The sequence below is a fragment of the Planktothrix pseudagardhii genome (assembly GCF_904830925.1).
Classification (GTDB): Bacteria; Cyanobacteriota; Cyanobacteriia; order Cyanobacteriales; family Microcoleaceae; genus Planktothrix; species Planktothrix tepida.
Genome location: NZ_LR882967.1, coordinates 764,243 through 777,147 on the forward strand (window position 1 = coordinate 764,243; position 12,905 = coordinate 777,147).

General features: G+C 39.7%; 12 protein-coding genes. 2 read left to right on the forward strand and 10 right to left on the reverse strand.

Translation table 11 applies throughout. The features are described from left to right. Positions 1-5 precede the first annotated feature (5 nt). From NMK36_RS03210 to NMK36_RS03255, 10 genes are all read right to left on the reverse strand, one after another. A complete protein-coding gene (locus tag NMK36_RS03210) occupies positions 6-1,505 on the reverse strand; it encodes an ATP-binding protein (protein ID WP_302184686.1) in 1,500 nt (499 codons plus the stop codon). After that, the gene (locus NMK36_RS03215) at positions 1,506-2,618 is read right to left on the reverse strand and encodes an IS630 family transposase (protein ID WP_254172743.1); all 1,113 of its coding nucleotides are present in this window, start codon (positions 2,616-2,618) and stop codon (positions 1,506-1,508) included. 52 nt (positions 2,619-2,670) lie between these two features. Further along, on the reverse strand, positions 2,671-3,987 hold the full coding sequence (locus NMK36_RS03220; RefSeq protein ID WP_254172975.1) for a HAMP domain-containing protein: 1,317 nt from the start codon (positions 3,985-3,987) through the stop codon (positions 2,671-2,673). A 166-nt stretch (positions 3,988-4,153) separates the two neighbouring features. Further along, positions 4,154-4,735, reverse strand: a complete 582-nt coding sequence (locus NMK36_RS03225) for a hypothetical protein (RefSeq protein ID WP_072720394.1) — start codon at positions 4,733-4,735, stop codon at positions 4,154-4,156. Between the two features lie 72 nt (positions 4,736-4,807). Further along, positions 4,808-5,716 carry an MBL fold metallo-hydrolase gene (locus NMK36_RS03230; RefSeq protein WP_072720393.1) on the reverse strand — a complete coding sequence of 303 codons (909 nt, stop codon included), beginning with the start codon at positions 5,714-5,716 and terminating at the stop codon, positions 4,808-4,810. A 507-nt stretch (positions 5,717-6,223) separates the two neighbouring features. Beyond that, positions 6,224-6,583: an aspartate 1-decarboxylase gene (gene panD / locus NMK36_RS03235; protein WP_072720392.1), complete on the reverse strand. Its 360-nt coding sequence runs from the start codon at positions 6,581-6,583 to the stop codon at positions 6,224-6,226. Positions 6,584-6,642: 59 nt separating this feature from the next. Further along, entirely contained in the window at positions 6,643-7,161 is a 519-nt protein-coding gene (locus tag NMK36_RS03240) for an inorganic diphosphatase (RefSeq protein ID WP_072720391.1), read from the reverse strand. A 123-nt stretch (positions 7,162-7,284) separates the two neighbouring features. Then, positions 7,285-7,470: a hypothetical protein gene (locus NMK36_RS03245; protein WP_072720390.1), complete on the reverse strand. Its 186-nt coding sequence runs from the start codon at positions 7,468-7,470 to the stop codon at positions 7,285-7,287. Positions 7,471-7,644: 174 nt separating this feature from the next. Beyond that, positions 7,645-8,220, reverse strand: a complete 576-nt coding sequence (locus tag NMK36_RS03250; RefSeq protein ID WP_072720389.1) for a hypothetical protein — start codon at positions 8,218-8,220, stop codon at positions 7,645-7,647. A gap of 262 nt (positions 8,221-8,482) precedes the next feature. Then, complete coding sequence (locus tag NMK36_RS03255) at positions 8,483-11,602, reverse strand: adenylate/guanylate cyclase domain-containing protein (RefSeq protein ID WP_083580092.1); 3,120 nt, start codon at positions 11,600-11,602, stop codon at positions 8,483-8,485. Positions 11,603-12,046: 444 nt separating this feature from the next. Between NMK36_RS03255 and NMK36_RS03260 the strand changes: the two genes are divergently transcribed. Together NMK36_RS03260 and NMK36_RS03265 are read left to right on the forward strand one after the other, a co-directional pair. Then, positions 12,047-12,331, forward strand: coding sequence for a type II toxin-antitoxin system RelE/ParE family toxin (locus NMK36_RS03260; protein ID WP_072720388.1), 285 nt, complete (start codon positions 12,047-12,049; stop codon positions 12,329-12,331). Positions 12,332-12,345: 14 nt separating this feature from the next. Next, entirely contained in the window at positions 12,346-12,660 is a 315-nt protein-coding gene (locus tag NMK36_RS03265; protein ID WP_072720387.1) for a HigA family addiction module antitoxin, read from the forward strand. The last annotated feature ends 245 nt before the right edge of the window (positions 12,661-12,905 follow it).

Below are 12,905 nucleotides of genomic sequence, written 5' to 3' on the forward strand. Positions count from 1 at the left end.
ATTTTTTAAATAAGGTGGGGTTGAATAAACCGAATAATTTCTTCATCTTCAAACGCTTCAGATAATTGCAGAATATAATCTGCAAAGGCAATATATTGATCATCTAACTCCTTAATTCGATTGGCTTCACTTTGAACTTCTAAAATATAGCCTCCCCTTGCCAAATCGTACAACTGAGTCAGTTCTTCAGGTGGAGGAATCATTAACGAATCAACAGATGGGGATAACCGGGGAGTCACGGTGCTCGTGTCTGAGTTTTCATAAATCCAAATTAAGTTTAACAAGTGTTGGAGTTGATTCAATAAATTTTGTTCTTGAATGGGTTTAGGTAAAAAACCATTACAGCCTGCGTTTAAACATTCTTCTCGATCTGAACTAAATACAGAAGCCGAAGAAGCAATAATTATCAGATCAAAAAATTCTAAATCCGCTCTTAATTGTCGAGTCATTTCTAACCCACCTAAAACAGGCATAGTTAAATCTGTAATTATAAGATCGGGAAACCATTCTTGAACTATTTCTAACCCTTCTTGTCCTTGAGTTGCTTCTCTAACTTCAAATCCGATAGATTCTAAAAGATTCACAAGAACGGCTCGGTTTTCCCAGCGATCATCGACAATTAATATTTTACGTTTTTCTCCCTGATAACCCACAATTTTTTGTTGAGTTTTAGGAGTTTTGACTAGCTGCTCTTCTGCTTCGGGAAAGTCTACATCAAACCAGAAGCGACTGCCTTTTCCGAGGGTACTTTCAACCTTAATTTTGCCTCCCATCATCTGTACGATTTGATGACTAATAGCTAATCCTAACCCAGTTCCTTCTGCTTTTCGCTGCTGTTCTCCAACTTGTTCAAAGGGTAAAAATATTTTTTCAATTTGTTGAGCAGTCATCCCAATTCCTGTATCTTCAACTTGAAATCGCAGAGTATAAATTTTAGGGGTAAAAGATTGCCCTTCCCCGGATGGAATTTCTGGAGATTCCGATAATACTTGTACAGAGAAAGTCACTGATCCTTCATCCGTAAATTTAATCGCATTTCCTAATAGATTTAACAAAACCTGACGTAACCGTTTTTCATCCCCCTGAATTGCTGAAGGTAACGGTGTTAATTCTAGGTCAATAAATTTTAATTCTTTTTGTTCAGCTTTCAACCGACAAACTTCTCGAATTCCCCATAAACAATATTCTAAATTAAAGTCTACCGGATAAAGTTCTAATTTATGGGCTTCAATTTTAGAAAAATCTAAAATATCATTAATCAGGGTTAACAGATGGGAACCACACTCATAAATAATATGCAGTCCTTGTAAGTGTTTAGGACTAAGATTCGGTTCCCGTTGCAAAATTTGAGCATAACCTAAAATTCCGTTTAAGGGAGTCCGTAGTTCATGACTCATATTCGCCAAAAATTCACTTTTCGCTTGATTCGCAGATTCAGCTTCTTCTTTAGCTGTTTGGAGTTGTGTGGTGCGTTCTTCAACTCGTTGTTCTAAGCTGTTGTGTATTTAAACTGTGATTATAGCATTACCTTTGTTTTTAAGTTTACGTCCCCATTTAATAGATAACTGTCCTTCATTTAAAAGCTGATGTAATAAACACTCTAGCTCATCAACTGATTTAAAGAGTCGATGAGCTATATATTCTTTAGCTGAATGCCAGACTAATTCAATTAAATTATAATCTGGACTATATGCTGGAAGAAATTCTAAATAGACATTCGGCATTTCTGCTTTAATTTTTTCTAGGTACTCTTCTTTTTTGTGAAAACTTGCATTGTCAAGAATAATCAGGATCTTAGCTCCTTTTTCTACAAATTCTTCTGCTTGATTTCCCGCTAATACCCATTCATAAATTAGCTCTTGATAAAAACTTTTTAACACTTGATAAAAATTATCTGCATTTCCTTTATCCAGAAATTCTACAAATCTTTTTTTATCCGAGTACCTCAATCCTCCCATCACATTAACTCTTCCTTTCCTCCTGTCTCCTCTAATCTGTTTCCTCTTCCCTTTTTTACACCAATTCTTTCTTTTTATCACTCTTAAATTAAATCCACTTTCATCCCAAAACCATACCTGTAATTGTTCTGGACTTTCTTTTGCTATTTTCAAATATTCTTCTATTTTATCTTTAAATAATTTTCTTTTTTCTGGATCTCTTTTCTCTTCTAAGCTATACTTTGCCCACAAATAAACATACTTTTTTTCCTTTAATATCTTTCTCACTTGTGAACTACTTAATTTGATTCCTGTGATTTGTTCTAAATAAGTTGCCAATCTTTCTCCTGTCCATCTCCCAAATTCATATCCTAATTCTTCCGGTTCTTTTTCTACTGTTTCTAATAATATCTCTATATATTTGTCTGTGGCTTTTCTATAATTTCCTTTCATTCTTTCATCTTTTAGGCTTTCTAATTTGTCAGGGTCTCCATGTACACACCAATAACATACTTTGTTTAATGAGCAGCCCAAAAACTTGGCAATTTCACTTTGCTTTTTACCATCATTTAGCAATAATAAAATCAAGATTCTTTCTCGGATTTGTCCATTTTCTTCCTCTTTCAATCTTTTCTGTAGTTTCTCTACTTGCTTTTCATTTAAATGATTTTTAGCAGGCATCTTTTGATTGATTTTTCTAAACTTGGTTTTTCATTATACCCTATTTAGATGCTTAACAGCTTAAGCTTTCATTAGCGATCGCTAAAACTGTAAAAGATTGTTGTAATTGTTGAGCCATTTGGTTAAAAGAATTACCCAAAATCTTAATTTCTTTAATTCCATTAATATTAATTTTTTGTTTAAGATTTCCATTAGCAATTTGCTGGGAAGCATAACTTAGCCAAAGAATTTTTTCAGTAATCCAACGAGAGGTTAACAATCCGAATAAGGTAGCAAGTCCCACAGCAACAATACAAAGAATAATAGTTTTTTGAGTATTAGCATTAATTTGATTCATAAAATCGGATTCAGGAATCACCACCACAATCAACCAATCTAAACCCCATTGATCTTTCCAAGGGGTAATTTTAACAAATTGATGTTGATTATTAATAAAAATCTGAAGAGATTGATCGGTCATAATCGAGTTAACTTGACCGAATTTTTCCGTTAAAGCGTTAAAAGTTTCTCGAATCATGACATCTTGACTGTCCGCCGTATTCAGCCGTTTTGCCACACCCTTCACCATTTTATAAGGCGGTTTTGAGGATGAACTCGCCACCAAAAGCCCATTCCGTTCTAAAATAAATGTTTGTCCAGATTCACTAATTTTTAAGCGTTTTAAAAACTCACTAATTTGGGATAAACGTAAATTTGTAACAAAGACTGCAACTAAATCATTGCGAGTATTATAAAGGGGATAACTCGCAGAAATAGAAATAATATCAGGAAAATTATCCCATTGATAAATCTGGCTCCAAACGGGTTTTCGATCTCTCACAGCATCGGTATATGTCGCTTCACTTCGAGGATTATAATCATCATAGGAAGCCATTAATCGACTTCGATTTCCTTGCTGATCCGTTGCATAAGTATTGGCTTTCCATTGAGTACGCGGAGAAAGTTCATCAATAGTTGCCTTATTCAAATCTAAAAAATATCCGGCTCCTGCATATTCCCCAGTGGGGAGGACATAATAAATATAACCCACATCAAAGGCTTGAATTTGCTTCCAAAAATAATGTCCAACTTGAGAAAATTCTTTAAGATCTAATAATCCTAAGTTAACAGCATCGGCATTAATTTGATTAATTTGATGGGGGGTAGAAAGATAAGTATTTAAGTGTTGTTGAATCCGAGAACTCACTTCATTTTCAATCTGTTGTGCCAGTTCGTTAATCGCTTTTTCTCCATGGCGGAAAGCGAACCAACCGGTTAAACCCACAGCAATTGAAATTTCTAATAAAAAGGGAATAACAAGTACCCAACGGAGGGGAATTCCTTGCCGGATATTCAACCAACGAAACAAGGGGGATAATGATAATATCATAATAGCTTCAGGATGATATCTCTGAGATGAAACTGGGGAATAGACAATCAAGAACAGTCAGCCAACGGAAACATAGAACCCAGATTATTGAGCCACAGTCTAAAAGAAATTCTAGTGTTATAGATGCCTCCATCTGATTTTAATTTATCACTAAAATTAATTTTCTTTAAGGAGAATTTTGCCACTCTGGTGTTAAATTGCGGTAGTTAAATTCCGATGCACCGGGATGACAACTGGTACAATTATTCACCGTCACCGGTTGAGAAAACTCAACACGGGGATGCAGTGCTTTAAAATAACGAGAACGATTGAATCGATAAGGGATAGCTTCTTCCTTAAGCGGAATTGAACGGGAATAGGTTTGGAGATATTTCCACATTAACAACAATGATGGCCCATCTAAGGGTTGAAGCGTCGCACCATAATGTTGTTCATCTTGAATAATTTGTTGCCAGGTTTGGGTGGGAAAGACTTGGGGGGGAATAGGAATATGACAAGTTGAACAAGTGTTGAGATACAGTTCCAATCCTAATTGATATTCGGGTTCTATGCTATCTACACTCGCAATTTGACCAACAGTGAGCCCCGTATCATTTCTCTGTGATGGAGAAGCTGCATTCAGGGATTGTACCATCCCCAAGGCGATGCTGATACACCAGATCCCAACAATCAGAACCGACACCCAGGAAGAAAACCATCCGGTTTGCCTGCGCTGCTGCTGATTTTGCTTTTGACTAAGAAAACCCATAACCAAAACCCATCTACCAACATCACCTGAAATCCTAGCCCAAAGTGACACCTTCTGTCTGAGGATAGGTTGTTAGTTGAGTTTTAAAATCATGCCTTCGCGGGCTACAACCCCATTGGGAAAAACAGCTTGTACCTGAGCTTCAATTTGATCGAGAATATCATCGTTATGGGACGGATCATGTTGATACATCACCACCTGTTTCACCCCAGCTTTTTTAGCGACTTCCACCCCCACTTCCCAAGTTGAATGTCCCCAACCAATTTTAGGAAATTTGTCATTATGATATTCTTCGTTGGTATAGGTGGCATCATAAATGAAAACATCGGCTTCCCTAGCTAGGTGGAGAACATTTTCATCGAAGCGATCTGGAAAATGTTCGGTGTCGGTACAGTAAACAGCCGTGCGCCCTTGCCAAGTGACTCGATATCCGACCGCTACATTAGGATGATTTAAAGGAGCCGTTTCAATCTTAATATCATCCAACGTTAGCACATCCCCCGGTGATAAGTCATAGAACTTCATATCCGACTGCATCACATGAATGGGCACCGGGAAATTCGGGTGAACCATCTGATCACAAAGACGATCTTTAATCGTACTGCCATCTGGGGCGATCGCACCATAGATGTGAAAGCGATTAATGGGGATAAAAGCTGGAACAAAAAACGGAAACCCTTGAATGTGATCCCAATGGGTATGGGAAAAGAATAGATAGGCTTCCACAGGCATCTGTTTGAGCAGATCCAGCCCCAAGACTCTTAAGCCTGTACCCGCATCAAAAATTAAGCGTTTTTCACCCAAGCGCATTTCTACACAGGAGGTATTGCCTCCATATCGAACCGTTTGAGATCCGGGCGTGGGTATACTACCTCTTACCCCCCAGAATCGCACGGAAAAATCGGTCGAAGAGTTCTTGTCCATGGGGGTTGCTTCATCAGAGGACTTTGGGTTCTGGGCTGGCGGATCAGAAACTGGCATCGTTTGTTTTAGCCTTGGACGTAGAACGGTGACTGACCCTACACTAACCTAGGGGTATTGTGTGTAGGCTTCCTGCTTGATTAGGATGAGCCTTAACCCGACAAAGCGAGTTGGGGCTGACCTTTTGCTTTGAAGATCGTGGTGATGCAATCTATACATCCCACTCTCTCCTATAATAGCCCCGTATGACATAGGGAGACACCCTGCACCCCAAGGGGCTTATTCAATTCTGTTTCCCTATCAGCCGTTGCCATCGGACTAAAATACCGAGAGAGTCAATGGGCTGATAGATTCCCTGATTTTTTTTTAGCGAGTTACGGCCAGAGCAGGGCTGCACTCCGGGTCTGTTCAGCCGTGCAGGTAGGTTGACAACCTGTTGAATTTTATCACAGAGGTGAGCGACCCAGTTCATTTCTGTGGCAATCGACAGTTCCGACTGCAATTCAATGGCTGTTGCCTTTACCGATCAGGCGTGAGACACTCGTTGCAGAATAAGCTAAAATCATTTTAGCCCCGAATTTCCACAATTCGATTATTCTCATCGACAAACACGACTCTAGGTTGATGGGTGGTTGCTTCTTCGAGGGAAAATTGTGCATAAGACATGACAATCAAGCGATCGCCCACTACCCCCAAACGAGCCGCCGCTCCATTCAATTCGATCGCACCGGAATCAGCCACGCCCGGAATAACATAGGTGACAAACCGTTCCCCATTGGCAACATTCACGACTTGTACCTGTTCATGAACGAAGATTCCAGCAGCATCGAGTAGGGATTGATCAATGGTGATACTTCCCACATAGTGAACATTCGCTGCGGTTAGAGTACAGTTGTGAATCTTAGCGTATAGTAGTGTTCGGTGCATGGTTGTGAAAGTTGGATTTGTCTCCTATGTCATCCTAGAGGATTAAAGTTGAACGGGAATTAACCTTTGGGTTTTCCAGCTTGAATACACTGCTCAACAAGGGGAGCCACTTGATCAACATCTTGCCAACCTAAAATTTCCGTGACTTTCCGTTCCAGATTTTTATAGGTTCTGAAAAATTCTGCAATTTCTTCGAGGCGATGGGGAGCGATATCTTTAAGGGATTTTACGTCTGCATAGCGGGGGTCGGCGGCGGGAACACAGAGAATTTTTTCATCTCGATCACCACCATCTACCATTTCTAACATCCCAATGGGTCGCGCTGCAATCACACAGCCGGGAAAGGTGGGTTGATCCATAATCACCAACCCATCTAAGGGATCTCCATCATCGGCTAAGGTATTAGGAATAAAGCCATAATCAAACGGATATTGCACCGAAGCAAACAGCACACGATCCAGAGCAAAGGCTTGTAAGTCTTTATCGTATTCGTATTTGTTTTTACTTCCGGCGGGAATCTCAATCAAAACATTAATTAAACCCGGTTTAGGTTGGGGCGGAATTTTTGATAAATCCACGAGTCGTTCTCCAAGCTGTTGCAATAATCAAATTAGGGGCATTCCCCCAATAGCATTCTAAAGGGGATGGGCATTTCCTCCAAGGGGGAGAAGATCACAAGGGGAGTTAATAGCCAATACCCCCTACTTCTGAATTGATGGGTAATTAGGGGGATAAGACGGCCAAGGATTAATTTGGCTGGGAGAATAGCGGGCAATCGCAAGCAAAGGTAGCGTTAAGGTTAACACAGCGATCAAGGTTCCAATGAGGTCTGCCAATCTATCAGTAGATTTTTCACTAGACCTGGCTGGTTGACTATCTGATTCCATAAATAAAAGCTACGACTGCTTGATATTAATTGTTTAAAAATTACAATCTCTAAATTCTAATATAGCACAAACTCAAGGAAAGTGTTTCCTCCTTTGTAGAGAGATTGGGAGAAATTTTTGCTGTTCAAAGCCGAGGATAAATTTCTCTACCTCTCTCAATGCACTCAGAATCGCTCAAGATTTTGGGATTCTGTTATAGGTATCCTGAACCATGTCAAGTAATGTTAACAATTGCTGCCATTGAGCATCTCCAACTTGATGACTGTTTTGAGATTCGATTGTTAAACTCTCTTTTAAACGCTTGAATAAATCATTAACGGACAAGGCTGTTTCTGGAGGAGAATCATCTGCTTCATCGTCATCATGCCCTGAAAGGTCATCTCGTCCTGAATCATCTGAAACTTCCTGAATATCCTGGGCGGTTTCCGCTAAAGTCAACGCCCGTTGAGCAATATTTTCAGGGAGTTTGGGTCGTTCTGCTAAAGCAATTCGAGACAGTTCCAACAACAATTGTCGCACGTCCTCAATCCATTGGCTTTTTTGAGATTGCCAACTCGTATGATGATTGGGTGTGTTGGTGTTTTTTTGCAGAATAGTTTGGGCTTTTTGAGCTAAAGGCAATGCTTGAGTGCTGACACTCTCCGGCAATTTCGGACTATCGGCTAAAGAAGCCCGTGCCACTTCAATTAACAAGTCACGAACTTGCTTAACCCACTGAAGATCGGATAATTGTGAACTAACTCTAGGCATATCTTACTCTCTGATTGTTAATCATAAGAAAAAGTGGGAAGTTTGGAAACGAGTGCGTCTATTGATCTAAAATTTAGTTTATGACGTTCAACTGCATCAGATTAAATCCTATTCAAAAATCTTAACTTTGCAGGTCAAACCCGGACTTTACCCGATGAGATTAGCGTCCATTTTCATGCCTCAGTCTTTGAACAATAGTTGTGCAACACAAAACTTACACAGTCATTTTACCTCATAGAATCCCACCCCCGATTAACGGGTGCTATTTTTCGGTTAAATTCCAAACTCCATCCCAGGTTTCATCCGGGGGTTGTGTGGTTTCATAGAGAATACAGCGATCAACGTGTAATTTAGCCGCTTTATTCTTGGGATCAATTTCTAGCACTGTCAGAAATTCACGCTTGGCATTTCTCAACGATTCTTTGGCTTTAAGTGCAAATTTTCGTTTAGCTAAATCAATCATTTTCCGCAGTTTCGGTAAAGCCATCTCCGTTGCTTCATTTTCTAACATTTCTTGGGTATTGACATCCGTTGTAAACTGTTTCAGTTTAGCAATGAATAGTTTTTTGGTTTCACGGGGAGTTAATCCCTTAATTTTGTCCGGTAATACCCCTAAAGCTTCTTCAGTGGGCATTTGCTTAAATTCTTCTAGTGCTAACCGTTTGATTGTGTTTTCATCTAACATCTCGGTCAGCTTTTTCAAGGAATTTTTCAACAACATTTGCCCTAATAAATCTTTATCATCATAGGACAGTTTTTTCATCTGAGCTTCGGTGATTTCTTCCAGTTCTTCTAATATTGGTACAATTTCCTCCGCCGTTAATTTTTCCGTTGCCGGTTTGAGGTAATATTCCCGTCCTTGATGATAATGGTCGATGATACTTTGCTGTTTTTCAGAAATCGGTCGAACCAATTTACCTTCCCGAATTCCTACCAATTCATAAATTCTTACGGGTTGACTCTTTCCTTTCACTGTGATGAAATCCAGTTCTCGAACAATCACCCGATCTGCATAATGAGTATAGGTATTCTCACTAATAATAATATCCGTGCCATATTGTTTGCTGGTTCCTTCTAAACGGGAAGCTAAGTTGACCCCATCCCCAATGGAGGTTAATTCCATCCGTTTACTTGATCCAATATTTCCTGATACAACTTCATCAGAATGCAGACCCATGCCAATACTAATGGGCATTAACCCTTGGGCTACTCGACCTTCATTGTATTCCGCTAAACGGTAGCGCATTTCAACAGCGGCTTGCATGGCCATCCAGGGGTGATCTTCTAAGGGGGCTGGAGATCCAAAGACGGCCATTAACGCATCCCCGATATATTTATCGAGGGTTCCTTTATACCCTAATACGGTGTCTACCATCTCCTCAAAATAGGAGTTGAGCATGGTAACAACTTCTTCAGCTTGTAGTTTTTCTGTTAAGGTTGTGTAGCTGCGAATATCACTAAATAAAACCGTTACGTCTTTGCGTTTTCCGCCTAACCCCGTATCGCCACTCGCTAACAGTTGTTCTGCAACTTCTGGGGTCATGTAGCGATACATTAAGTTCTTAACTTCTTTCTCCCCACTAATATCTTCCATGACGACTAACGCCCCACTAACTTTTTCAGGGTTGTTAATATCGGACATGGAATTAATCGATAAATTAATACTCCGAGGTTCTTGAGAAGCACCAGATAATAGAGTTTGATCGGGATAATATTGTTGCCGATCTTTGGAATCTTTCGGGGCTAAAGCTGCATCAAACCATTTGCCAAAATCTCCTTCTTTAATCTGAAGTAAATCTCGAACTGAACGCCCTTGAACGACATCTTCTTCCCGCAGTCCTAAGAGTTCCATTGCACAATCATTCGTGGCAATCATTCGGCCTTCTTTATCCGTAGAAATAACGCCATTACTGAGTGATCGCAAAATATCTTTTTGTCGTTGTTCCTGTTCTTTTACTTTTTGGAATAATTTAGCATTTTGCAGCGCGACCCCCGCTTGAATATTAAACGCCCGCATGAATTCTAAATCATCGTTATTAAAGCTGGCTTTCCATTGTTCCGGGGCTTCCGGCCAATTGGTGGGATCATAAGGCGGAAAATCCCCTTGTTTTTTCTTATTAATTAACTGAGTCACGCCAATCAGATGATCATCAGCATTATACACGGGCATACATAACATACTGCACGTCCGATATTTGGTTTTTTGGTCAGTTTGTTTAGACGTTTCAGAGCGAGGATCGTTGTAAAGATCAAAGGGAATTAATAACGGATCGCCACTTTGGGCAACAATTCCAGCAAATCCAGCGTGTTGAGGAATGCGAATTTCAACTAACTTGCCCCCAATGGGAATTTTTGTCCAAAGTTCTCCTTTTTCTTGATCTAATAACCACAATGTACTGCGATCAGCATTCATTAATTCTTTTGCCTGATCCATAACATTTTTTAGGGTTTCTTCTAAGTCTAAACTGCTCTTACTCAGGGCATTAACCGCATTCATTAACGCGGCGGCGGCTCGTTGTCTAACGGTAGCGGCATAGAAGGAACGAGAGGATTCTAAAATTAAGCGAATGGAGGGAACAAATTCTTCAAATATTTTTTCATCATCGGCAGTAAACCCGTCAAAATCTATTTTTTCATCTAAGGGAAGTGAGGGAGCACAATTCAGTTTTAATTTGTTGAGTAACTGCACCACTGCCACCAGTCCATCCTCATCATTTAATAGAGGCATGACCAGCATGGTATAAGTCCGATATCCGTTTTTCTGATCCATTTTCTTGGCCGCAGCAGAACGCGGATCAGCGTAAAAATCGTAAGGAATATTAACAACAGATCGGGTTGTAGCGACTTCTCCGGCAATTCCTGCGGTTGAAGGAATCCTCAATTCTAGGGGTTTTCCTTCTGCTCCTCCAGCTACAATTGACCAGAGTTCATGTTTGTCTTCATCGACTAGCCAAATAGTGGTGCGATCTGCATTGAGCAATTCCCCTATTTTGATGGTAATTGATCGCAACATTTCATTGAGAATTTCCTCAAACCCTTGAGCATCGAGCAGATTATTCAGCATCGATAGGGTTTGATTAACGGTTTTAAGTTTGTCCTCAACTTCTTTAACGACTTGAACAAAATTATCTTTAGTTAAAGGCGCTAAAAAAGAGGAGAAATTTCCACCCTGTTCCTTCGTAACAACTAAACCCCCGCCTTTATCTGATGAAGCAGGTGCTTGTTGAGGGGTTTCACCCCCTCTTGAAGTTTGGGGTTGATTGCCATTTCGATTGGGTTTGGAGTCTTCAACAGCAGGTACATCAATCGTTACATCAACAACTTGTGCTGAAACAACGGTGGATTCTTCCGATACAGAATTGGTTGGGGATGCAGATTTCATAGTCATTTTAAATAAACCAGGGCTAAAACAATACCAAGGAAAAAGTTAATAAAAATTTAAGCTTTGAACTATCAAAAGAAAGTAAGACATACAGAAATACTATTTACCAGTTTACTTTGGATATAGACAACTTGCTCAATTTAATTTCATTTGGGGTGAATGGGGTTTGTGGGACTATTGTTGCATTTAGTATAGATTGCTGTCTGTGTTTTGTTGTACCAATTTTGAAAAAATAGGGCTAGAGGCAATCGGACTCACAGATTTAAGAGGATATCACGGATTTTAATCTGTCAGGACTTACGCAAACACGCTATATATAGTGTGCTTGCGTAGACCGTTGCGATCGCTATTCCTGTGAGTCGTGATTTTTAGGCGATCGCTGGTTGATTTTTTGCGAAGTTGCGATATAAATGTTATGCTTAACGTAACGCATAACACTTGCCTATGCCTCAAAAATATAAAGACAAACGCACAGCCAAATTTGCTGCTGGCGATCGTGTCAAAAAATTTCAGGCATTTGAAAGACAAGCATACAAGCGCCTAGAAATCCTAGAAGCCGCACCTAATAAAGAATCCTTAATAGCTTTGCCAAGTAACCATTTTGAGGCACTAAGTGGAGATAGAAAAGGGCAGTACAGCATCCGCATAAATGATAAATGGCGTATTTGTTTTGAGTGGACAGAAACAGAAAATCGTCCATTTAACATCGAAATTGTCGATTATCACTAAAGGAGAAAACAACTATGGCAAGACCTGCAATTCACCCTGGCGAAATCTTATCTGATGAATTAAAAGAACTGGGAATTAGTGCATCAGAATTAGCGCGATCGCTCCATATACCCACAAATCGGATTACGCAAATTCTCAAAGGGCAAAGAGGTATTACTGCTGACACGGCATTACGTCTAGGACGATGGTTTGGCACGGGTGCAGAACTATGGCTTAATTTGCAAAAAGCTTATGAGTTACGCCTAGCCGAAGAGTTAGCGGGAGAAGAAATTAAAAAGACGATTCAACCTCGTTCATCTATAAACAATCAGCCGTTAGTTAAAGTTTAGATAGATAAATTTTGGGTATGGGGAATGTGATCGCTATAATTAACTCTCCATTTGCATTTCTTTCAAATCTCAATTCGCGGTTGTCTTGACATAGCTGAAAAAACTGCTCATCAGTCATTTCTATTAATGATTTCAAATTGACAGTTAAAGCATTCATAGTCCTATCCTCATATATTATTAGTTACCAATTAATATCTTTATTTGGTCATGATTTTAGAGTTTTTGGTGTCAAAAAGATTCTGACA